The organism is Pseudomonas sp. PK-RTE-24, assembly GCF_054052265.1.
Genome location: NZ_CM133224.1, coordinates 4000504 through 4021835 on the forward strand (window position 1 = coordinate 4000504; position 21332 = coordinate 4021835).

The 21332-nt window shown below is 60.2% G+C and carries 21 protein-coding genes; 11 read left to right on the forward strand and 10 right to left on the reverse strand.

The window, feature by feature from the left end; genetic code table 11:
• Positions 1-91: 91 nt before the first annotated feature.
• A complete protein-coding gene (locus ACV8MC_RS18155; protein WP_457262857.1) occupies positions 92-772 on the reverse strand; it encodes an SOS response-associated peptidase in 681 nt (226 codons plus the stop codon).
• 198 nt (positions 773-970) lie between these two features.
• On the opposite strand from ACV8MC_RS18155, the gene ACV8MC_RS18160 reads away from it, so the two are divergent.
• Entirely contained in the window at positions 971-1870 is a 900-nt protein-coding gene (locus tag ACV8MC_RS18160; protein ID WP_457262859.1) for a polysaccharide deacetylase family protein, read from the forward strand.
• Between the two features lie 105 nt (positions 1871-1975).
• The gene (locus tag ACV8MC_RS18165; RefSeq protein ID WP_016775073.1) at positions 1976-2218 is read left to right on the forward strand and encodes a DUF1652 domain-containing protein; all 243 of its coding nucleotides are present in this window, start codon (positions 1976-1978) and stop codon (positions 2216-2218) included.
• A 3-nt stretch (positions 2219-2221) separates the two neighbouring features.
• Here ACV8MC_RS18165 and ACV8MC_RS18170 read toward each other — a convergent pair whose 3' ends face one another.
• The gene (locus ACV8MC_RS18170; protein ID WP_150635054.1) at positions 2222-2584 is read right to left on the reverse strand and encodes an NUDIX hydrolase; all 363 of its coding nucleotides are present in this window, start codon (positions 2582-2584) and stop codon (positions 2222-2224) included.
• Positions 2585-2802: 218 nt separating this feature from the next.
• On the opposite strand from ACV8MC_RS18170, the gene ACV8MC_RS18175 reads away from it, so the two are divergent.
• Positions 2803-3000, forward strand: a complete 198-nt coding sequence (locus tag ACV8MC_RS18175) for a DUF2188 domain-containing protein (protein WP_095180231.1) — start codon at positions 2803-2805, stop codon at positions 2998-3000.
• Between the two features lie 64 nt (positions 3001-3064).
• Here the strand turns inward: ACV8MC_RS18175 and ACV8MC_RS18180 are convergent, their stop codons facing one another.
• Positions 3065-3304, reverse strand: coding sequence for a hypothetical protein (locus ACV8MC_RS18180; RefSeq protein ID WP_041480783.1), 240 nt, complete (start codon positions 3302-3304; stop codon positions 3065-3067).
• Between the two features lie 184 nt (positions 3305-3488).
• On the opposite strand from ACV8MC_RS18180, the gene ACV8MC_RS18185 reads away from it, so the two are divergent.
• Entirely contained in the window at positions 3489-3824 is a 336-nt protein-coding gene (locus tag ACV8MC_RS18185) for a hypothetical protein (RefSeq protein WP_150635055.1), read from the forward strand.
• Between the two features lie 189 nt (positions 3825-4013).
• Positions 4014-4619, forward strand: coding sequence for a DUF6338 family protein (locus ACV8MC_RS18190; protein ID WP_457262862.1), 606 nt, complete (start codon positions 4014-4016; stop codon positions 4617-4619).
• Between the two features lie 140 nt (positions 4620-4759).
• On the opposite strand, the gene ACV8MC_RS18195 is transcribed toward ACV8MC_RS18190, so the two are convergent.
• Entirely contained in the window at positions 4760-5659 is a 900-nt protein-coding gene (locus tag ACV8MC_RS18195; RefSeq protein ID WP_056789291.1) for a LysR family transcriptional regulator, read from the reverse strand.
• A 119-nt stretch (positions 5660-5778) separates the two neighbouring features.
• Here ACV8MC_RS18195 and ACV8MC_RS18200 point away from each other — a divergent pair, with 119 nt between their 5' ends.
• Entirely contained in the window at positions 5779-7146 is a 1368-nt protein-coding gene (locus tag ACV8MC_RS18200) for an MFS transporter (RefSeq protein WP_150635056.1), read from the forward strand.
• A gap of 30 nt (positions 7147-7176) precedes the next feature.
• The gene (locus ACV8MC_RS18205; protein ID WP_095180228.1) at positions 7177-8451 is read left to right on the forward strand and encodes a glucarate dehydratase family protein; all 1275 of its coding nucleotides are present in this window, start codon (positions 7177-7179) and stop codon (positions 8449-8451) included.
• 102 nt (positions 8452-8553) lie between these two features.
• Here the strand turns inward: ACV8MC_RS18205 and ACV8MC_RS18210 are convergent, their stop codons facing one another.
• Positions 8554-9438 (reverse strand): LysR substrate-binding domain-containing protein, encoded by an 885-nt coding sequence (locus ACV8MC_RS18210; RefSeq protein WP_236168672.1) that lies wholly within the window; start codon positions 9436-9438, stop codon positions 8554-8556.
• Positions 9439-9595: 157 nt separating this feature from the next.
• On the opposite strand from ACV8MC_RS18210, the gene ydiJ reads away from it, so the two are divergent.
• Entirely contained in the window at positions 9596-12622 is a 3027-nt protein-coding gene (ydiJ, locus tag ACV8MC_RS18215; protein WP_457262865.1) for a D-2-hydroxyglutarate dehydrogenase YdiJ, read from the forward strand.
• On the opposite strand, the gene ACV8MC_RS18220 is transcribed toward ydiJ, so the two are convergent.
• Positions 12555-13241, reverse strand: a complete 687-nt coding sequence (locus ACV8MC_RS18220) for a paraquat-inducible protein A (RefSeq protein WP_056789305.1) — start codon at positions 13239-13241, stop codon at positions 12555-12557. The genes ydiJ and ACV8MC_RS18220 overlap by 68 nt on opposite strands.
• Positions 13238-13834 carry a paraquat-inducible protein A gene (locus tag ACV8MC_RS18225; protein ID WP_016775060.1) on the reverse strand — a complete coding sequence of 199 codons (597 nt, stop codon included), beginning with the start codon at positions 13832-13834 and terminating at the stop codon, positions 13238-13240. Before ACV8MC_RS18225 ends, ACV8MC_RS18220 begins: the two co-directional genes overlap by 4 nt.
• A 182-nt stretch (positions 13835-14016) precedes the next feature.
• On the opposite strand from ACV8MC_RS18225, the gene ACV8MC_RS18230 reads away from it, so the two are divergent.
• Entirely contained in the window at positions 14017-15186 is a 1170-nt protein-coding gene (locus ACV8MC_RS18230) for a DUF1624 domain-containing protein (protein WP_236168673.1), read from the forward strand.
• A gap of 252 nt (positions 15187-15438) precedes the next feature.
• On the opposite strand, the gene ACV8MC_RS18235 is transcribed toward ACV8MC_RS18230, so the two are convergent.
• A complete protein-coding gene (locus ACV8MC_RS18235; RefSeq protein WP_236168674.1) occupies positions 15439-16830 on the reverse strand; it encodes an aldehyde dehydrogenase family protein in 1392 nt (463 codons plus the stop codon).
• A 104-nt stretch (positions 16831-16934) separates the two neighbouring features.
• Between ACV8MC_RS18235 and ptrR the strand changes: the two genes are divergently transcribed.
• Entirely contained in the window at positions 16935-17813 is an 879-nt protein-coding gene (ptrR, locus tag ACV8MC_RS18240) for a putrescine utilization regulator PtrR (protein ID WP_110645669.1), read from the forward strand.
• A 12-nt stretch (positions 17814-17825) separates the two neighbouring features.
• Here the strand turns inward: ptrR and ACV8MC_RS18245 are convergent, their stop codons facing one another.
• The gene (locus ACV8MC_RS18245; protein ID WP_236168675.1) at positions 17826-18449 is read right to left on the reverse strand and encodes a glutathione S-transferase family protein; all 624 of its coding nucleotides are present in this window, start codon (positions 18447-18449) and stop codon (positions 17826-17828) included.
• 115 nt (positions 18450-18564) lie between these two features.
• The gene (locus ACV8MC_RS18250) at positions 18565-19383 is read right to left on the reverse strand and encodes an alpha/beta fold hydrolase (protein WP_016775055.1); all 819 of its coding nucleotides are present in this window, start codon (positions 19381-19383) and stop codon (positions 18565-18567) included.
• Between the two features lie 223 nt (positions 19384-19606).
• Here ACV8MC_RS18250 and ACV8MC_RS18255 point away from each other — a divergent pair, with 223 nt between their 5' ends.
• On the forward strand, positions 19607-21313 hold the full coding sequence (locus tag ACV8MC_RS18255) for a ShlB/FhaC/HecB family hemolysin secretion/activation protein (protein WP_236168676.1): 1707 nt from the start codon (positions 19607-19609) through the stop codon (positions 21311-21313).
• The last annotated feature ends 19 nt before the right edge of the window (positions 21314-21332 follow it).

A 21332-nucleotide genomic window follows, 5' to 3' on the forward strand; every position in this document is an offset into this window, starting at 1 on the left:
TTATGGGGGTTGTATCGCGGTTGAAACACTTATTGTAACGCGCGGGATTCAGTGACGGGCTCGCTTGATTACGCAGCAGTGAAGTAATTATTTAGTCGACTCGTTCTATCAATTGCGCACCTTGATTACGCGTATTACCGACCGCTTTGCCGACTTTGTACCATTCGAAGGCCTCACTGGGCTCGCCTTCAAACAGCAGCATCTGCTCGGCGCGTTCCAGCGGCGTAGCCGGATCAAGCCATTCCCGAGCCCGCGTCGAATCGAAGACCACTGGGCGGCGGTCGTGAATATCGAGGAGGCCGCCCAGGCTGTCAGCGGTGATGATGACGAACCCGTCGTCCTCCCTCGGCGCAACCCCCGGTGCCGGAAACTGGCCGATACCAGCACAGAAAACCGGAGCCTGATCCGCCCGACGAATCAACCAGGGCTGTCGGGATTTTTCCCCGGTATCAACCCATTCAAACCAGTTGTCGACCGGCACAATTAGCCGCTGCCGCCAGATCGCCCGGAAGAACGCGCCGTGGGCGACTTTTTCCACCCGTGCGTTGATGGGCGCGGCACGATCCTTGGCCCAATGCGGCCGCCAGCCCCAGCGCAGATTGTCGGCATGAATGGCCTGTTCGTGCTGGTGCAGAACCGCCAGCGCAGTGGTGGGCGCTGCGTTGTAGCGATTGAGCGGCGCATCGCCAACGTGATTGATCAACGCATCGGGGATGCTGAGCACCGCGACGAAATCGTGAATCCCACGGTACTGCGTGAGTCTTCCGCACATGGCTGAAATCTCCTTGAGGAAATTTGAGTCTAGTCGGACATGCCGATGTGCCTGGCCGATGACGCACTGAAACCAGCACCGGAACCAAACCCTGTGTACCTTATCCAACCTGCGCTCGCGGATAGCCGCGCAGGGATGGACAAAGGCGAGGGAGGTTTGCCATTCGACAACACCACGGCCGCGGCCTCGGGGCAAGACATGACATCCGGATGCAAACTTCTTTGTGTTGCGCTCATCGCGCTCGGTCTGGCCGGTTGCATCGCCGCGCCGATTGAAATGACCACGCAAACCGAAACGCGCCTGAAGGCTCAGGCCCCCGTACGTTTTCTGCTGACGTTTGACGATGGCCCCAGCGCTTCAGGATGGTGGAATCCCACGGCGACGGTGCTCGACAGCCTCAAAAGCAATCCGCTGCAGCCAAACATCAAAGCCGTGTTTTTCGCGCAGACCCGAGCACCCAGGGCAGGCGACAGCGAGATCGGTCGCAGCCTGATGCGTCGTGAACACGCCGAGGGGCATATTCTCGCCTTTCACACTGCAACCCACTGGCACACCAACCATCGCTCACTCGATCCGCAAGAGCTGGAGCAATCGCTGACCGATGGCAGCGCTGACATTGCCGCCATCACCGGAGCGCTGCCCAAGCTGTTGCGCCCACCGTTCTGGAACTACGACAAGCGCACATTTGCGGCCTATCAAAAACACGGCTTGCACGTCTTGCTCACGGACCTGAGTGCCAACGACGGCAAGATCTGGGGCTTCAACGCCAGCCCTCGGCGTCGGGCGAACATGCTGCGGCAGTTATCGGAAGTGCGCGAGCGCATCGCCGTGGGTCAATTGCCGACCGTGGATGGCGTGATTCCGGTCGTGGTGACGTTCCATGATCTCAATCGCTACACCGCGCGCCACACTCGCGAATATCTGCAGATTCTGCTCGATAGCGCGGCGGCGACCGGGGTCAGACTGGCGGACGAGCCGTTCTACGACGATCAGGCCGCACTGGAAAAAGCCGCGTTGGCGCGTACGGTTCAGCAAAGCGCTGAGCCGGTGAATCTGCCCGGTATGTGGAACTGGATCTGGGATCACGACGCGCATTGAATTGCGTGAGTGATTTGTGATCGGCTTGGCATTCCCGAGCGGGCAATTAACAGACCGTGGGTCTATGATCGATGGATCGATTCTCCGCCTGCGAGGCGCCCGCCCATGCTTGCCATTGCCGATATTTGCCGGATCGTCGAGTCAGGCTTCCCCACGTTCAAGTGTGATTGCACACCGACCGGACAAGGTCTGTTGCGGATCAAGGTGTATGAGCCGGGCAGTGGGCGTGTCGAGTTGTTGCTTGACGGCGTTTCTCCCGAACATCTGGTGACGATTCGCGATATTTCCAATTTCATCGGTGAGTTGCGCACGGAAATCAGCGCCGGTCGCCGGGCGTTCGCCGGCTGATCGTTATAAACGCCGTTGAAAGGCCTGCACGATGCGCCGTGTCGCGTCATTGGTTTCAAGATTGTGCACGGCATCGAGCGGGTACCAGATGCAATCGACGATTTCATTCTGCGGGCGCACCTCGTCGATGTTGACCACCGACGCCTCATAAACGTGATGTCGCGTACTGCCCGCCTGCAGATCCATCAGATACAGGACGTCCTCGGCATTCAGCCCGGTTTCTTCTTCCAGCTCGCGAACGGCAGCCGCCGCGCGGGTTTCCCCGGGCTCGATCTTGCCTCCGGGCAGCGACCAGTGATGGCGGGGTTTGCGCACCAGGAGGATATGCCGATCCTGTTCGCAAATGACGGTAGCGCGTACTTTCATGAATGCCCTGTTGATGTGTGTCATAAATCTGTAATCAAACTGCAATATTCGAGCCGCAGGCGATTTTAAAGGTTCCTTCTTGATTCGGAGCCATTTACATAGCAAAAAGTGCCAGTGAATTGACAGGTGCCAGGGTGAATCCGGTTCACACCGCAGCGGGGAGCGGGTGTAAGGTAAGCCCGTACACCGAAAACACCGTTGACGAAATGGAGGTGCTTATGAGCATTCCAATGCTGAACAAGCTGCGCATGAACGGTTATGACGTGCTAAGCGTGAACAACGGCCCATGGCGGGTCTGCACCCTGGGCGACCGGTTGGCGTCATTCACCAGCAGGGAGGAAGCGATGGCCTATGCGGCGGCGCTTCCCGGTTACAAAAAGCGCTCCCGGCAGGGTCAAAGCCACAATGGCGGTTGAGGCTGTGTAACGAAAGAGCCCCGGTCTTGACCGGGGCCTCTTATTTGTGGCTTTGGAACGCTTGTCAGTGCACCTTGATTCGGCTGATGGTCCGGGCTTTTACCTCCTTGGCATAGATCTGCAATCTCTCTTCGTCGCTTTGCAGGATTTCGCACGACCGCAACACGGTCTGGGCGTCTGCCTCGTTGCCGGATTTACGCAGTTGTTCAGCGATGCGCTTGAGATCGACCGCCGACCATCTCAGGTCCGACGCCACGCTTTGCAAATCCCGTTGAAGTTCGTGTTCGTATTCATTGAGCCGCATGATCACCTCCTGAACGTTCTCGGTAGAAAAGAGTAGTCGCATTTTCCCGGATGCGGCCAAGTCATCTGACGCCCGGCTGAACCGATGTGAAAAATTGTCCAAACGCCGGTAACGGCGGGTTGCCACGATGGATGTGCAAGCAGTTAAACGGTACATTCAGCTTTTTTCCGCACAGGTAAACAACATGCGCGTATGGATCGGCAGTCTGGCACTTGCTCTGTTGACGGGGTGCTCGTTACCGGCGTCGCTGGTGCCGGGCGAGCCAAACCTCAGCAAGACCAGTGACAAGCCACCCAAGGAATATGCTGCGTGTTTGTTACCGTTGTGGCAGAAGGATGTTGCCAGGACCTCGCAGACGTCGATTTCCAACGGCTACCGGATTACCGCGCCGAGCATTATCACGGCGGATGAGATTCTCGATATCGTCAAATACAAGGACGGCAGCAAGGTGTCCCTCTACCAGGGGCCGCCGTGGGCCAAGTCCGGATCGCTGCGCCAATCGGTGCGTGATTGCCTGTAACCGGGCGCCCGGATCTCAAAAAAGGCAGACACCGAAGTTCGATGTCTGCCTTTTTTCATCGGATGGAGACTCCAGCCAAACGCTCGCAATGAGCTGTGACAGTTGCCCGCGAGGCGCTGCCGAATCCTTGACTAGGCTTTGAATGTCGGCCCGTGACGGGTTCGGCATGACTGAAAGGAGCCTCGGATCATGGATGATCTGGTCAAGGACATCATTCCGCTGTTGCAGTATCTAATCCCAGGTTTTGTATCGACCTGGATCTTCTATTCACTTACGGCATTCAAGCGACCGGATACGTTCGGCCAGATCGTGCAGGCGCTGATATTTACTTTTGTGATTCAGGGCGCGGTGTTGGCGGTGGGCAACCTCTGTTTGTGGATTGGCTCGAAGGGTTTTTCATTAGGAAACTGGGATGATCGGGCGCAAACGCTCTGGGCATTTGTGTTTTCGCTGATGCTGGGTTTGTTTGCCTGTTACCTGGCTACGAGTGACAAGTTGCACGGCTGGTTACGTAAGCGAAACGTCACGAAACAATCTTCTTTCCCCAGTGAATGGTTCTGCGCCTTTGCCCAATTCGACCGGTTCATAACCCTGCATTTACATGACGAGAGGCGCGTGTTTGGCTGGCCTGTCGAGTGGCCGTCCGAATCCAGTTGCGGCCAGTTCGTGATGCAGAATCCACGTTGGGTCAATGACGATGGCAAGTCGACTCCTTTTGGTGCCGAAATTTTGCTGATAGATTCCGCGCAAGTTAAGTGGGTTGAATTCAGCCCGGTATCAGAGGGTTCATCATGACGACTGCAAGAGCACCGCGACCAATGCCAAAGCAATACGAACGCCTGTTCACAGGGCCTGACGGCAAGCCGCTGGAGGAGCCGTTGATCAAAGCCCCGAGCGCTCCGCCTCCGCTCAAATACAGGTTGCCACAATAATTTTCAGCCCCAACCCTGCACCACCGCCCGGCGAATCGCCTCCAGCAACATCGCGAACGCCGGGTTGTCATTGTTCTCCCGCCAGATCAGATGCAGTTCGCTTTGCACCCCTTCGCCCAGATCGATCTCGCGAAACACCACATTCCTGAACACCACGCTGGTAGCGCAACGCGGTACCAGCGCCAGACCCATGCCAGCGTTGACCAGCGCCAGAATCGTCAGCGACGAGCCCAGCCACTGCACGTAATCCGGCGCCACCCGCGCTGAGCGTAGCGTGCCGGTCAACAGTTCGTTGAACGGCGGATAGGCTTCATGGGAGTACATCAGGAACGGTTGTTTATCCAGATCGGCGACAGACACTTCAGTCGCGTTTGCCAACTTGTGCCCGCTGGGCACTGCCAGCACAAATGGTTCGCGCACCAGGCATTCGGTGGCATAGCCCGGTTCCTGCAATGGCGCCCGTGCGATGCCCAGGTCGATACGGCGAGCTCGCAACGCCTCGTGCTGTTGATAGGTGTTCATCTCTGCCAGATCGATTTTCACCTGGGGCTGTTTAAGTCGCGCTTCGGCGATCACCTTGGGCAAAAACTCATACACCGCGCTGCCGACAAACGCGATGTTTACCGAACCAATATCGCCCTCGGCAAACCGGCGTGCGGTGATCGCTGCTTGCTGGGCGCGCTCCAGCAGATTCTGCGCTTCAACGAAAAATGCCCGGCCTGCCGCCGTCAGCGCAACGCTGCGTGTGCTGCGGGTGAACAGCTCGACGCCAAGGTGATGCTCCAGCAACTGGATCTGCCGACTCAGCGGCGGCTGCGTCATGTTCAGACGCTCGGCGGCGCGGCGGAAGTTGAGTTCGGTGGCGACCGTGGTAAAGCAGCGCAGTTGGGTGAGTTCGAACATTGATCTAATCCAGGTATCAATCGAATGCCTGTTTAGATTAGACGGGATCAATGCACGACGTCCATGATCGGCTCATTGCTTCAAGTCATCCCTAAAAAAACAAGATCGGGAGTCGCCCCTTGAAAACCCTCCAGAGTCCGCCGGACATCACGGTGCTCGCCCGCGCCGCCGCCAAGGTCAAACGCCATGTGCTGCCGCTGTTCGTGGTGATGTTCATCGTCAACTACATCGACCGGGTCAATATCGGTTTCGTGCGCAGTCATCTGGAGACCGATCTGGGTATTGGCGCAGCAGCTTATGGACTTGGCGCCGGATTGTTTTTCATCGGTTACGCACTGTTCGAAGTGCCGTCGAACATGCTGTTGCAGTGCTACGGCGCGCGTGTCTGGCTGACGCGGATCATGTTTACCTGGGGCGCTGCGGCCATGGCCATGGCTTTTGTCCAGGGCGAAACCAGTTTCTACGTACTGCGCTTTATTCTTGGCGCGGCTGAGGCCGGGTTCTTCCCGGGAATCATTTACTACTTCACCCAATGGCTGCCAGCGTCCGAGCGCGGCAAAACCATGGCGGTGTTCCTTAGCGGCTCGGCGATTGCCTCGGTCATTTCCGGCCCGGTGTCCGGTGCGCTGTTGCATATCAGCGGATTGGGCATGCACGGCTGGCAGTGGATGTTTCTGATCGAAGGCGCTGCGTCGGTGGTGCTGTGTGCTTTCGTCTGGTTCTGGCTGCAATCGCACCCGCGCCAAGCCAAGTGGCTGAGCGAGGAGGAGCGTGAAGCGCTGGTCGCGGCGATTGCCGAGGAGCAGCGCGCTCGCGAAGCGGTACAAGTCGCCAAGCCGTCGATGTTCAAGCTGTTGGCCGACCGGCAGATCGCGCTGTTCTGCTTCATCTACTTTTCCATTGCCCTGACCATCTACGGCGCAACCTTCTGGCTACCGAGCATGATCAAGAAGATGGGCAACCTCGGTGATTTCCAGGTCGGGCTGCTCAACTCCATTCCGTGGATCATTTCGATTGTCGCCATGTACGGCTTCGCGGCGCTGGCCGGCAAGTGGAAATTCCAGCAGGCCTGGGTCGCGCTGACCCTGGTGATCGCCGCCATCGGTATGTTCATGTCGACCACCGGCGGGCCGGTGTTTGCCTTTGTCGCGATCTGCTTCGCCGCCATCGGTTTCAAAGCGGCGTCGGCGCTGTTCTGGCCGATTCCGCAGAGCTATCTGGATGCGCGCATTGCTGCGGCGGTGATCGCGCTGATCAACTCCATCGGCAACCTTGGCGGCTTCGTCGCGCCGACCGCGTTCGGCATCCTTGAACAAACCACCGGCTCCATCGAGGGCGGCCTGTATGGCCTGGCGGCGACATCGCTGATCGCTGCCGTGGTGATCTTCTTCGCCCGCACGGCGCCTGGCGCCAAAGATAAAACCCCGGCAAAGCCAAGTGACGAAGCCGCCGTTGTGGCGCCGGCTCGTCCGGCTGCGAGCCACTGAATCGATTGTTGATCTGTCAGGAGCGTTATCTTGAAAATCACCCGTGTCAGCGTCACCCCGATTGCCTTTCGCGATCCGCCACTGCTAAACGCCAGCGGCATCCACGAACCCTTTGCCCTGCGCTCGATCATCGAGATTGAAAGTGACAACGGCTACATCGGCCTCGGCGAAAGCTACGGCGATGCCCCGGCGCTGGCGATCCAGCAACAATTGCAGAGCCAGTTGATCGGCCTCGATCCGTTCAACCTCAATCAATTGCGCGCGATCGTGCAGGCCACCGTGGCGGCGAATAAACCCGCCGGCGTCGCTGGTGCCGAACTGGCCCCCGGTTCCCACGCCAGCAAAGCGGTGAGCAATGCCTACTCGGCATTCGAAGTGGCGTTTCTCGATTTGCAGGCGCACTACCTGAACGTGCCGCTGGTGGACCTGCTCGGCGGGGCGATCCGCGATGAAGTGCCGTTCAGCGCCTACCTGTTTTTCAAATACGCCGAACATATCGACTCCCCCTACAAGCCGGACAACTGGGGCGAGGCGCTGAGCGAGCAACAGATCGTCGCGCAGGCAGCGCGGATGATCGAGGCGTACGGTTTCAAGAGCATCAAGCTCAAGGCCGGCACCTTGCCGCCGGAGCATGAGGTGGCATGCATCAAGGCACTGAAGAAAGCCTTTCCGGGATTTCCGCTTCGCATCGATCCGAACGGCAACTGGTCGCTGGAGACGGCGATTCGCATGGCCGAACTGCTCGGCGATGATCTGCAGTATTACGAAGACCCGACCCCGGGCCTTGATGGCATGGCCGAACTGCACAAGCGCACCGGTCTGCCCTTGGCGACCAATATGGTCGTCACCGATTTCGACGAGTTCCGCCGCAGCGTTGCGCAGAACAGCGTGCAAATCGTCCTCGCCGACCACCATTATTGGGGTGGCCTGCGGGATACGCAGACGCTGGCGAAAATGTGCGATGTGTTTGGCCTCGGCGTGTCGATGCATTCCAACTCGCACCTGGGCATCAGCCTGATGGCCATGGCGCACGTCGCGGCGGCGGTGCCGAATCTGGATTACGCCTGCGACACCCACTACCCGTGGCAGGAGCCGGACGAGGAAGTGATCAAGGGCGGCAAGCTGCCGATTGTCGATGGCTGTGTGAAGATCAGCCGTGCGCCGGGGTTGGGGCTGGAACTGGACCATGAGCAACTGGCCAAGCTGCATGACCAGTACCTGACGTGCGGGATTCGCCAGCGCGATGATGTGCGGCAGATGCAGCGGTACAAGGCGGATTGGCGGGCGGTCAAGCCGAGGTTTTAAGTTCGTTGCGACTGGCTTCTTCGCGAGCAGGCTCGCTCCCACACTTGACATACGTTTCCCTGTGGGAGCGAGCCTGCTCGCGAATGGCCGCGACTCGATCCTTCAGAGGGTATCAATCAGCCAATCCCTGAACGCCTTCAACGAAGGCAAATTCTCATTACGCGGCGGATACACCAGGTAATAGCTGCGTCGGCTGGTAATCGGCTCGCCCAGTTGCAGCAATTCGCCCTTGAGCAATTCGTCTTCGACCAGAATTCGCGGCACCAGGCCAACACCGATATTGGCGCGTACCGCCTGGATCAAGTGCGAGGTCATTTCAAAGCTCGGTCCGATCCGCATGCTGCGATGCGCAAGTTGGTGATGGCTGAACCATTCCGCCCATGCCTGGGCATTGCTGCTGACGTTGAGCAGCAACTGCCCGGCAATGTGCCGTTCGGCCTCCTCGCGTTCCGTTGCCGACAACTGCGCGCTGGCAATGGCCACCAGTTCTTCGGTGTGCAGGGGCAGGGCGGTCAGGCCTGGCCATTCACCGCCGCCGACGCAGATCGCCGCGTCGATTTCGCTGGTATCGAAGTCGATGGTTTCGATCCGCGAGTGCAGGTGCACGGTCATGCCCGGGTGCGCCGTGTAGAAATCCTTAAGCCGTGGAAGCAGCCATTTCGAGCCGAAGGTCGGCAGCGTCGCCAGGCGCAGGCTGTGGATGCCCGAACCAAACGCCATTGCCTGCAAGGTTGCGCTGCGAATCTGCCCGAGGGCTTCGCTGAGTTCGCGCTGATACATGCGACCGACATCGGTCAGCACCACCTGCCGGCCTTCGCGGCTGAACAAGCGCATGCCGAGCATCTTCTCGAGAATCTGTACCTGACGGCTGACCGCGCTCTGCGTCAGTGACAGTTCATGGGCGGCGCGGGTGTAGCTCTCGTGTCGAGCGGCGGCCTCGAAAGCCAGCAGCAGCGACATGGACGGTGTGAGGGTGCGCGGATTCATTCGTAAAACTCATCGATAGCGGGTCGAAATTACGCTTGTTCCATGGCTGGCCAGCAATGAACATGGGCGCAATCAGATGGCGGAGCCTGACGCAATCATTCCTTGCGCACAACTGTTCACCGCCACACAGCCCGATTTGACCGAGATGACCTGACCGATGATTGCCCAGCTGTCGCCTGCCAAAGCCCTGACCGGCGATTACCAACAATTCCTCGCCGCCCTGAAAGACAGCGGCTTTCGCGGTGAAATCAGCGCTGATTACGCCAGCCGCGTGGTACTCGCGACCGACAACTCGATCTATCAACGCCTGCCGCAAGCGGCGGTGTTTCCGCTGGATGCGGACGATGTGGCGCGGGTGGCACGGCTGATTGCCGAACCGGCGTACGAGAAAGTGGTGATCACCCCCCGTGGCGGTGGCACCGGCACCAACGGCCAATCGCTGACGGACGGCATCGTCGTCGACCTGTCGCGGCACATGAATCGCATTCTGGAAATCAACGTTGAACAGCGCTGGGTGCGGGTGCAGGCCGGGGTGGTCAAGGATCAGCTCAACGCCGCGCTGAAATCCGCCGGGCTGTTTTTTGCTCCGGAACTGTCGACCTCGAACCGCGCCACGGTCGGCGGCATGATCAACACCGACGCCAGCGGCCAGGGCAGTTGCACCTACGGCAAGACCCGCGACCATGTGCTGGAACTGGAGATGATCCTGCGCGGCGGCGAGCGTTTGCGCGGTCTGCCGCTGACCGAGGATGAGCTTGCAGCGCAGTGCGCCCGTGACGACCGGGTCGGCGAAGTCTATCGTTGTGCGCGGCTGATCATTGATGAACAGGGCGAGCTGATCAAGGCACGCTTTCCGGATCTCAACCGCTGCCTGACCGGTTATGACCTGGCGCACCTGCGTGAGGCCGATCAGCGCTTCAACCTCAACAGCGTGCTGTGTGGCGCGGAGGGCTCGCTGGGCTTCGTCGTCGAAGCGCGGCTCAACGTGCTGCCGATTCCCAAGCACACGATGCTGGTGAATATCCGCTACGCCGGGTTCATGGATGCCTTGCGCGATGCACGGGCGTTGATGGCGCTCAAGCCGTTGTCGATCGAAACCGTCGATTCCAAGGTTTTGCTGCTGGCGATGCAGGACATCGTCTGGCACGGCGTTGCCGAATATTTTCCTGAAAATGCTGAGCGGCCGACTCTGGGCATCAACCTGGTCGAGTTCTGCGGTGACGATCCCGAAGACCTGCAGCGCCGCGTCGAAGCGTTCCTCGAACATCTGCAAAGCGACCGCACGGTGGAGCGCCTCGGGCATACGCTGGCGGTCGGTCAGGCAGCGGTGAACAAGGTTTACGGCATGCGCAAACGGGCGGTGGGCCTGCTCGGCAACGTCGCCGGCGAAGCCCGCCCGCAGCCTTTCGTCGAAGACACCGCAGTGCCGCCGCAGCATTTGGCCGAATACATCGCCGAGCTGCGCGAGCTGCTCGACAGCCACGGTTTGCAGTACGGTATGTTCGGCCATGTCGACGCCGGCGTACTGCACGTGCGGCCGATTCTCGACATGAAAGACCCGCAGCAAGCGGCGCTGGTACGCCCGGTGTCCGATGGCGTCGCCGCTTTGACCCAGCGCTACGGCGGCCTGCTCTGGGGCGAACATGGCAAGGGCCTGCGTTCGGAGTACGCGCCGGCATTCTTCGGCGAGTTGTACCCGGCGCTGCAAGCCTTGAAAGCCGCGTTCGACCCGTTCAACCAGTTCAATCCGGGCAAAATCGCCACGCCGGCCAACAGCGGCGCAGCACTGCTGAAGATCGACGAAGTGACCCTGCGCGGCGAGCTGGATCGACAGATCGACGAGAAAGTCTGGCAAAGCTACGGCGCGGCCATGCACTGCAATGGCAACGGCGCCTGCTACAACTTCGATCCTGATGACGCCATGTGCCCGTCGTGGAAAGCCACCCGCGAACGCGCGCAGTCGCCCAAGGGTCGCGCTTCGCTGATTCGCGAATGGCTGCGGTTGCAGGGCGAGGCGGGCGTCGACGTGCTCTCGGATGCGATTCGCAAACCGGCTTTTTTCCGCTCGCTGTGGCAGCGCTGGCGCAACAGCCGCGATCCGTCGGCGGACTTCTCCCATGAAGTGTATGACGCCATGGCCGGTTGCCTGGCCTGCAAATCCTGCGCGGGGCAGTGCCCGGTCAAGGTCAACGTGCCGGAATTCCGCTCGCGTTTTCTCGAGCTGTATCACAGTCGTTATCTGCGGCCGGCACGGGATTACCTGATTGCCTCGCTGGAATACACCATTCCCTATATGGCGCGGATTCCGGCGCTGTACAACGGTGTGATGGGCGCCGGCTGGGTGCGTGGCGCACTGGCGCGGATCGGTGGCATGGTCGATGTGCCGTTGCTCAGCCGTTTCGATTTCTACGCGGCGATGCGCCGTTGGCAGGTGCAGCCGGCAACCGTCGCAACGCTGTCGGCGCTGAGCCCAGAGCAACGCGAACGCAGCGTGATCATCGTGCAGGACGCCTTCACCCGCTACTTCGAAGCCCCGTTGTTGGCGGATCTGGTCGAGCTGATTTCACGCCTGGGTTATCAGGTCTATCTCGCGCCGTTCAGCGCCAATGGCAAACCGCTGCATGTGCAGGGCTTTCTCTCGGCGTTCAATCGCGCGGCGTTGCGTAACGCTGAGCAGTTGCAGGCCCTGGCGCAGACCGGCGTGCCGTTGTTGGGGCTCGATCCGGCGATGACCCTGGTCTATCGCCAGGAATACCTGAAAGTACCGGGCCTGAATGAATGTCCTGAAGTGGCGCTGGTGCAGGAATGGTTGCTCAAGGTCATGCCAGAACGGACGCCTGATGCTCAGCCGAAAGCGTTCCGTCTGCTCGCCCATTGTACGGAGAAAACCAACGCGCCGGCCGCGACCCGCCAATGGGAACAGGTGTTCCAACGGGCCGGCTTGCAGCTGGCCACGCAAGCCACCGGTTGCTGCGGCATGTCCGGTACCTACGGCCACGAAGCACGTAATCGCCAGACCTCGGCAGTCATTTATGAGCAATCGTGGGCGCGTCAGGTGCAGGCTTCGGCGGAGCAGGGCGAGGCGTTGGCGACTGGCTATTCTTGCCGCAGCCAGGTCAAGCGCCAGTCGGATCAGGCGCTGCGCCATCCGTTGCAGGTGCTGCTCCAGACGCTGCGTCGCTGACCGTGTCGCTGGTTTCCTTGTCCCAGATCAGGCGCGGGTCGAAACTCATCGCCGCGAGCATGGTGAACACCACGACCAGGCCGAAGAAGAGGATGCCCGGTCGTGGCTCGATATCGCCCAGCGCCTGGAATTTCACCAGCGCAGCAACCAGCGCGACCACCAGCACATCGAGCATCGACCAGTAACCGATCAGCTCGACGAAGCGATACAGCTTGGAACGCTCCTTGCGCGCCCAGTCGCTGTTGCGCTGCACGGTGACGAGCAGCAAGGTCAGGGCGACGAATTTGACCCCCGGCACCGCGATGCTGGCGATGAAAATGATCAGGGCAATGTCCCACGCCCCGGCCTCCCAGAACTCCAGCACGCCACTCATGATCGTGCTGTCGGCACCGTTGCCAAGCATCACCGTATTCATCACCGGCAGCAGATTGGCAGGAACATAAAACGCCAGCGCGGCGAGCATGTACGCCCAGGTGCGCGCCAGCGAATTGGTCTTGCGCCGGTGCAACGGCGCATCACAGCGCGGGCACTGGTGTGGCTCGTCGGTCATGTCACAGGCCAGGCCACAGCTGTGGCACAGGCACAGGTTGAGTTCGCTGGCGGTCGGTGGACGCTTCATAAAATGTCCCACAGTTCACGAATGTCCCGGCCGGCAATGCGGATCATCATCAGGCTCAGCACCGCCAGGGCGAACAGGCCGATCCCGGGCAGCACATCGAGCAAGCCGGCGAGTTTGAACACCGCGACCATCGCCCCCAGCAGACACACTTCGAGCATGCTCCACGGGCGCAGGGTTTCCAGCCAGCGCATGCACAGGTTGAATCCCGGTGCCCGACGCAGGCCGAGGGCAAAACTCAACACCCAGACCAGCAACACCAGCTGAAATGCCGGGGCGATGATGATCGCGATCGCCGCGACCATGGCGATAAAGGTGATCGGCCCCTGGCTCAGCGCGAGCACCGAATCCCATAGGGTCGCGCTGTTTTTCATGCCTTTGAGGCTGATGCTCATCACCGGGTAGAAATTGGCGAACAGCCACAGCATCGCCGCCGTGAACGTCAGCGCCAGACGCTGCTCGATGGTCAGGCCGTTGAAGCGCTGCAGCACGCCACCGCAGCGCACGCACAGGGTTTTCTGGTGTTTGGCGAGCACGACTTTCTCGTACACACAATCACAGTGCTCGCAGATGATCAGATGTTCGGTGTTGACCATGGACAACGCTCGAGGAGGGCCGCGACAGCAGGGCAGACCTGTTCACTATAGAAGCCCGGGGCCGATGGGCAACCTTGATCCTGACTTGTTTGGGTTTTGCTTTTTTGATGTTATAAGGTAACGCTAATTTGCGGGCGGCGTTGCGGCCGTCCGGTGTTATTCCTCTCGATTGCGAAAGATCCATGACCCCTGTGCTTCCCCGTTCTGCCCCATTGACGACTGGCCGGCTGCTGTCTATTGATGCGCTCCGAGGCCTGGTGATCCTGTTCATGCTGCTCGATCACGTGCGCGAAACCTTTCTCTTGCACCGACAGGTCTCCGATCCGATGGACATCGCCAGCACCGAGCCGGCGCTGTTTTTCAGCCGCACATTGGCGCATTTGTGTGCGCCGGTATTTGTCTTGCTGACCGGTTTGTCGGCATGGCTCTACGGCGAAAAATACGCTGGCAAAGCCGATGTCAGCGCGTTTCTGTTCAAGCGCGGATTGTTCCTCGTGGCGCTGGAATTCACTTTGGTCAACTTCGCCTGGACGTTCCAGTTGCCGCCCAGCGTGATCTACCTGCAAGTGATCTGGGCGATCGGCCTGAGCATGATCGCTCTGGCATTACTGGTCTGGTTGCCACGTGCGCTGCTGCTGACGCTGAGCCTGGCGATCATCGCCGGGCACAACTTGCTTGATACGCTGCATTTCCCGGTCGAGTCGGCGCTGCATGTGCCTTGGGCGATTCTGCATGATCGAGGCTGGATCGAGATCAGCGACACCCTGCGCCTGCGCACCTCGTACCCGCTGCTGCCGTGGATTGGTGTAATCGGCCTGGGCTATGCACTGGGACCGTGGTTTGCCCGGGGCATGGATGCGGCGGTGCGTCAGCGTCGTTTGCTGATTGCCGGGGGCGGTGGATTGCTGGGATTTGTGGTGCTGCGCTTGATTAACGGCTACGGCGAAAAACCGTGGGCGATCAGCGATTCGCTGGTGCAGACACTGATGAGTTTTTTCAACATCACCAAATATCCGCCGTCGCTGCTGTTCATCGCGCTGACTGTGAGCGTGGGGCTGTTGCTGTTGCTCGCCTTTGAGCGCGTGCAGAGTCGCCGCTGGATTGGCTGGCTGACGGTGTTCGGCTCGGCACCGATGTTTTTCTATCTGCTGCACTTGTATGTGTTGAAGGTGTTGTACCTGATCGGTGTGGCGCTGTTCGGCCTGAATCAGGGCAGCTATTTCGGCTTTTCGACGGTGACGGCGGTGTGGCTGGCGGCGGTGGTTCTTGCCGTGGTGCTGTTCCCGGCGGTGCGCTGGTTCTCTGCATTGAAAGCGCGGCGCCGCGACATCAGCTGGCTGAAATATCTGTAAATTGCGTGGACTTGTGGGAGTGAGCTTGCTCACGAAAGCGGTGAATCAGTCGGTATAAATGCTGGCTGATGCACCGCCATCGCTGGCAAGCCAGCTCCCACAGGGTTCTATGGTGTTTGCTGTATCAGTTTCCACCGCAGTATTTGTGGGAGCTGGCTTGCCAGCGATGGCTCCGGTGGATTCGGCATCTTCATCGCTTGATACACCGCTTTCGCGAGCAGGCTCGCTCCCACAGGTTTTACAGCACCCGGCTTATTTACGATCCAGCCATACGGTCTGCGCATTGCAGAATTCCCGTACGCCAAAGTGCGACAGCTCACGACCGAAGCCGCTTTTTTTCACGCCGCCGAAGGTCACACGCGGATCGCTCGCCGAGTAGCCGTTGATGAACACGCCGCCGGTTTCCAGTTCGCTGGTCAGTTGCTCGGCCAGCGCGACGTTGGCGGTGTAGATCGTGGCAGTCAGGCCGAAATCGCTGTCGTTGGCCAAGGCCACGGCGTGTGCGCAATCGCGGGCGGTGATGATCGAAGCGACCGGGCCAAACAGCTCTTGCTTGAACGAAGTCATGCGGTCGGTCACATCGGCTAGTACGGTCGGTTCGTAGAAGTTGCCGGCGCCCTCGGCTTTTCTGCCGCCGAGCAGCAGCTTCGCGCCTTCCTCCAACGTGTCACGCACTTGCTGATCCAGTTCATCACGCAGATCGAAGCGCGCCATCGGCCCGATATAGGTGTCCGCATTCAGCGGATCGCCCACCTTCAACTGGCGTGTCGCTTCAACGAACTTGCGGGTGAACTCTTCGACAACACCTTCCTCGATGATCAGACGTTTGGCAGCCGCGCAAACCTGGCCGGAGTTCTGATAACGACCGACCACCGCCGCGTGCACCGCCTCATCCAGATCAGCATCGTTGAGCACGATGAACGGATCGGAGCCGCCGAGTTCCAGCACGCATTTCTTCAATGCCGCACCGGCCTGAGCACCGATGGCCATGCCGGCGCGGACGCTGCCAGTCAGGGTCACGGCGGCGATGCGCGAATCGGCAATGGCGCTGGAAACGCCTTCCGGGGTGACGTTGATCACTTCAAACACGCCCTCGGGGAAACCGGCGCGGACGAACGCATCGCGCAGCAGGTAAGCGCTGCCCATCACGTTCGGCGCATGCTTGAGCACGTAAGTGTTGCCAGCGATCAACGTCGGCACCGCGCCGCGCAGCACTTGCCAGATCGGGAAATTCCACGGCATCACCGCCAGAATCGGCCCCAGCGGACGATACTCGATACGCGCTTTGCCGCCTTCAACCTGGGTCGCCTCAGCGTCGAGCATGGCCGGGCCGTGTTCCGCGTACCACTCGCAGAGCTTGGCGCATTTCTCGATTTCGCCACGGGCCTGGGCGATCGGCTTGCCCATTTCCTGGGTGATCATGGTTGCCATCGCTTCTGAGGTTTCACGCAGCGCGCCGGCGAGGGCGGTCAAAAGGCGCGAACGATCCTGCAGCGGCTTGCGCTTCCACTTGCCAAAAGCGAAGGCAGCGCGAGTCAGTGCCGCATCAAGGGCAGCGGCGGATTCGAACGCGTATTGCCCGATCTGCTCGCCGGTGGCGGGGTTGATCGAGATGGCGTGGGTCTGGCTGGAAATCTGGCTCATTGACGTTGTCCTGTAGGTTCGTCGGATGGGCCTAGAGTAGGGTGGCGTTAGTTTTCTGGAAACTGAATAATAGAGATCGTTTCTTTCACGATCGGAGAATGACTGTGGATCTGGTGCAACTGGAAATCTTCAAAGCCGTGGCCGAGCACGGCAGCATCAGCGCCGCCGCCACGCAGATTCATCGCGTGCCGTCGAACCTGACCACGCGGATCAAACAGCTGGAGCAGGACCTCGGCGTTGATCTGTTTATCCGCGAGAAAAGCCGTCTACGCCTGTCGCCAGCCGGGTGGAGTTTTCTCGAATACACGCGGCGTATTCTCGATCTGGTGCAGGAAGCCCGCGCTACGGTCGCGGGGGAGGAACCCCAGGGCGCGTTCCCGTTGGGCTCGCTGGAAAGTACCGCAGCGGTACGTATTCCCGAACTGTTGGCGGCGTACAACCAGCAGCACCCGAAGGTCGACCTTGACCTGTCCACCGGGCCATCGGGGACGATGATCGACGGCGTGCTGTCCGGGCGTCTGGCTGCCGCATTTGTCGACGGCCCGGTGCTGCATCCGGCCCTGGAAGGGGTGCCGGCGTTCGAGGAGGAAATGGTCGTCATCGCGCCGCTCAATCATTCACCGGTCGAACGTGCGGCGGACGTTAACGGCGAGAATATCTACGCCTTCCGCTCCAACTGTTCCTACCGGCATCATTTCGAAAAATGGTTCAGCACTGACGCTGCCGTACCCGGCAAGATCTTCGAAATGGAGTCCTACCACGGCATGCTCGCCTGCGTCAGCGCCGGTGCCGGCCTGGCGCTGATGCCGCGCAAAATGCTGCAGAGCATGCCCGGCAGCGCGACGGTCAGCGTCTGGCCGCTGACGGCGGACTTCCGCTATCTGACCACCTGGCTGGTGTGGCGACGGGGCACCGTGTCGCGCAGTCTGAGCATGTTCGTGCGCTTGCTTGAAGAGCGTGGCGTGGTGCGTGAGCAAGCCTGATCGAGCGTGTCTTTATGGCGTGCCGTTGCGCCCGTACAAACGATAACCGTCGCGCTGATTCAGGCGATCGTAATAGGCGCGCACCGCAGCCAGATTCCCGTGATCGAGCGGCGTTTCGAACCAGCGATTCACTGACAGCCCGATCGGAATGTCCGCCAGGGAAAACTGCTCGCCACTGACGTAAGCGCCAGTCTTCTCCAGTTGGCGATCGAGGATTTGCATGTTGCGCGTCCAGTCCCGGCAGCCGGCGGCCAGGGCATTTCGATCCTGATAGTCCGGCGACTTGCGCACCAGCGCCATCAGCGGATACGACCACGAGCGATTCAGCTCCGAGGCCTGCCAGTCGGTCCACTGATCGACCCGCGCCCGGGCAACAGGCTCAGCGGGATACAAATGCGCGCCGCCGTAACGCGTCGCCAGATAACGAATGATCGTGTTTGATTCCCACAAGGTGAAATCGCCGTCCTGGATCACCGGCACCATGGCGCAGGGATTCAGCGCGAGAAACTCCGGCGTGTTTGGCGACTTGAAACCCGAACCCCAGTCTTCGCGCTCGAACGGGATGTCCAGTTCGGCACCGGTCCACAGCACTTTGCGCACGTTGATCGATGAGGCTTTGCCGAGTAGTCGCAGCATGGGATTTCCTTCTCCGGGTAGTGGACGCAGAAAAATACCATAGCGCAAAACACAAGGCCCGCATTGCGCGGGCCTTGGTTCATCAGCATCTGACTACGGCTTTTGCCGGGCGGGATTACCGGTTGAGGAACGCCAGCAGATCCTCATTCAACGCCTGCGCATGGGTTACGGCGAACCCGTGCGGCGCGCCGGCGTAAACCTTCAACTCAGCGCCTTTGATTTGCGCAGCGGCCTGCTTGCCGGTGGTTTCGAACGGCACGATCTGGTCGCCGTCACCATGGATCACAAGGGTCGGCACGTCGATCTTGGCCATGTCCGGGCGGAAGTCGGTTTCCGAGAACGCGGTCACGCAATCGACGGTGCCCTTGAGCGAGGCCATCAGCGCGATGTTCAGGGTTTGCGTGAGCACGCCGTCAGAGACTTTCTGGCCCTGATTGGTGCCGTAGAACGGCGCGTTGAAATCAGCGATGAATTGCGCACGATCCTTCAGCAGGCCGGCCTTGATGCCGTCGAACACCGATTTGTCGACGCCGTCGGCGAAGTCGGCTTTCTTGCCGAACAGCGGCGTGACCGCGCCGAGCAATACCAGGCCGGCAACACGCTCGCTGCCGTGGCGGGCGATGTAGCGGCTGACGTCGCCGCCACCCATGGAGAAGCCGACCAGGGTTACGTCGCGCAAGTCCAGATGGTTGATCAAACCGGCGATGTCATCGGCGAATGTGTCGTAGTCGTAGCCGGTCCAAGGTTGATCGGAGCGACCGAAACCACGGCGGTCGAAGGCGATCGTGCGATAGCCGCGACTGCTCAGGTATTCCATCTGGTATTCCCACATGTCGGCATCCAGCGGCCAGCCGTGGCTGAACAGCACGGGCTTGCCGCTGCCCCAGTCCTTGTAATAGATCTCGGTACCGTCTTGGGTCTTGAAGGTGCTCATGCAAACTCCTTGTGATCGTGTGTGGCAAGAATAGATGCCGAATGGGCAACGGCCACTATCCGCGCAAAACGCGCCGGCCACTTGTACGCAGGTGCTGGTTTCACCCGTATGAAGGTGCGGCAAACGCCGATGAACGGTGTAAACATAAGTTTGACGTCAAAATGATGGCCCTCTAATATCGCGCCACTATTTTGATGTCACTTTTTATGTCGAGGGATCGAACATGTTTTCACCCGCCTTCACGGCGCGGTTGTGCCTGGCGCTGCTTTGCCTTTCTCCGCTTGAATCTGCCTGGGCCGCGCCCACTCCTGGTGAAACCGACCTGATCCGCGAACGTCAGAGCCGCTTGCTCGAAGAGCAGCAGCGGCGCCTCGAAGAACTCAAGGATCTGCCCGGCAAAGACGCCAAACCGGCGCAACCGACAACCCCCGTAGATACGCGCTGCTTCACCATCAAGGACATCGAGCTCAAGGGCGCCGACAGCCTCTCGGAGCGTGAGAAGACGCGGCTGCTCAAGCCTTATATCGGCGAATGCCTCGGCGTGCCGCAGCTCAACGAGCTGCTCAAAGTCATCACCGATCACTACATCGAGAAAGGTCTGGTCACCAGCCGCGCTTATCTGCCGCAACAGGATCTGTCCGCCGGGCACCTGAAAGTGCTCGTGGTCGAAGGAAAACTCGAAGGCATGAAAGGCGCGGAAAACAGCCGGCTCTCGGATCGCGAACTGGCCATGGCCTTTCCCGGCAAAAGCGGTGAACTGGTCAACCTGCGCGAGATCGAGCAGATGGTCGACCAGCTCAATCGCCTGCCGTCCAACCAGGCCAAAATGGAACTGGCGCCGGGGCAGAATGTCGGCGGCAGCGAGGTGCGCGTGACCAACACGCCGCAGAAGCCATGGCGCGCCGGCCTGTCGCGCAGCAACGATGGCCAGCGCAGCACCGGCGAGCAGCAGTGGGGCACGTCGTTCGATTGGGACAGCCCGCTGGGTCTGGCTGACCAATTGAGCCTGCGCGGCGGTCACGATGCGATGACCGATCATCAGCACACCTCCAACAACGCCATGCTCAATTACAGTCTGCCGTGGGGCTGGTGGACGTTCAGTTACACCTACAGCCAGAGCGAGTACCGCTCGCAGATCGCCGCCAACGGCTACAACTTCAAGCAGACCGGCGACAGCGAAAACCATCAACTGCGCGCCGAGCGCGTGATCCATCGCGACGCCGTCAGCAAGACCTCCCTCAGTGCGGGACTTTCGTACCTGCGCAGCAATAACTTCATCGAAGACAGCAAACTCAAACTGAGCAGCAATCGCATCAGCGAAGCGCAATTCGGCTTCAACCACGGCCGTCGTGTCGGCAGCGCTTTCGTCAACTTCGACGCTGGCATGCATGAGGGCATCGGCGCTTTCGATGCGCAGGGCAGTCACGATCCCGGCCCCGGCGAACCGGACGCACGCTATCGCAAATACACCGCAACCCTGAGCTATTTGCAGCCGTTCAAATTGCTCGGTGAATCCTTCAGCTTCAGCAGCCTGATGACCGGCCAGCGCAGCGAAGATGTGCTGTTCAGCCCACAACGCACCAGCCTCGGCGGCTCGGCGTCGATCCGTGGCTACAAGGATCAATCGCTGTCTGGCGACAGCGGTGGTTACTGGCGCAACGACCTGCGCTGGAGCCGCCCGGTGACTGCCGAATGGCTGCAACCGGTGTTCGCCGAGTACGGCACCAGCCTCGGTTACGACCAAGGCGTAATTCGCGGCGATCGCTACAACGGCGATCAGCACGGACGCATGTCGAGCAACTCGCTGGAGCTGTTCGCACGTGGTCAGCATGTGGCCGCCAGCGTGACTTTCGCGCATTCCCTGGAACGACCGGACGCGCTGACCGAGCGTGAAGCGCCGATCTATTTCCGCCTGGATTTCTTCATTTAATTTTTGCCCGCTTCGAGAT

What these genes read in the sequence shown, in the direction of transcription:
- ACV8MC_RS18210 (WP_236168672.1), bottom strand. Translation starts at nt 9,438, where the DNA reads ATGAATCCGCGCACCCTCACACCGTCCATGTCGCTGCTGCTGGCTTTC.
- ACV8MC_RS18235 (WP_236168674.1), bottom strand. Translation starts at nt 16,830, where the DNA reads ATGAGCCAGATTTCCAGCCAGACCCACGCCATCTCGATCAACCCCGCC.
- ACV8MC_RS18255 (WP_236168676.1), top strand. Translation starts at nt 19,607, where the DNA reads ATGTTTTCACCCGCCTTCACGGCGCGGTTGTGCCTGGCGCTGCTTTGC.
- ACV8MC_RS18175 (WP_095180231.1), top strand. Translation starts at nt 2,803, where the DNA reads ATGAGCATTCCAATGCTGAACAAGCTGCGCATGAACGGTTATGACGTG.
- ACV8MC_RS18180 (WP_041480783.1), bottom strand. Translation starts at nt 3,304, where the DNA reads ATGCGGCTCAATGAATACGAACACGAACTTCAACGGGATTTGCAAAGC.
- ACV8MC_RS18170 (WP_150635054.1), bottom strand. Translation starts at nt 2,584, where the DNA reads ATGAAAGTACGCGCTACCGTCATTTGCGAACAGGATCGGCATATCCTC.
- ydiJ (WP_457262865.1), top strand. Translation starts at nt 9,596, where the DNA reads ATGATTGCCCAGCTGTCGCCTGCCAAAGCCCTGACCGGCGATTACCAA.
- ACV8MC_RS18155 (WP_457262857.1), bottom strand. Translation starts at nt 772, where the DNA reads ATGTGCGGAAGACTCACGCAGTACCGTGGGATTCACGATTTCGTCGCG.
- ACV8MC_RS18190 (WP_457262862.1), top strand. Translation starts at nt 4,014, where the DNA reads ATGGATGATCTGGTCAAGGACATCATTCCGCTGTTGCAGTATCTAATC.
- ACV8MC_RS18250 (WP_016775055.1), bottom strand. Translation starts at nt 19,383, where the DNA reads ATGAGCACCTTCAAGACCCAAGACGGTACCGAGATCTATTACAAGGAC.
- ACV8MC_RS18225 (WP_016775060.1), bottom strand. Translation starts at nt 13,834, where the DNA reads ATGGTCAACACCGAACATCTGATCATCTGCGAGCACTGTGATTGTGTG.
- ACV8MC_RS18195 (WP_056789291.1), bottom strand. Translation starts at nt 5,659, where the DNA reads ATGTTCGAACTCACCCAACTGCGCTGCTTTACCACGGTCGCCACCGAA.
- ACV8MC_RS18220 (WP_056789305.1), bottom strand. Translation starts at nt 13,241, where the DNA reads ATGAAGCGTCCACCGACCGCCAGCGAACTCAACCTGTGCCTGTGCCAC.
- ACV8MC_RS18230 (WP_236168673.1), top strand. Translation starts at nt 14,017, where the DNA reads ATGACCCCTGTGCTTCCCCGTTCTGCCCCATTGACGACTGGCCGGCTG.
- ACV8MC_RS18245 (WP_236168675.1), bottom strand. Translation starts at nt 18,449, where the DNA reads ATGCTGCGACTACTCGGCAAAGCCTCATCGATCAACGTGCGCAAAGTG.
- ACV8MC_RS18165 (WP_016775073.1), top strand. Translation starts at nt 1,976, where the DNA reads ATGCTTGCCATTGCCGATATTTGCCGGATCGTCGAGTCAGGCTTCCCC.
- ACV8MC_RS18160 (WP_457262859.1), top strand. Translation starts at nt 971, where the DNA reads ATGACATCCGGATGCAAACTTCTTTGTGTTGCGCTCATCGCGCTCGGT.
- ACV8MC_RS18185 (WP_150635055.1), top strand. Translation starts at nt 3,489, where the DNA reads ATGCGCGTATGGATCGGCAGTCTGGCACTTGCTCTGTTGACGGGGTGC.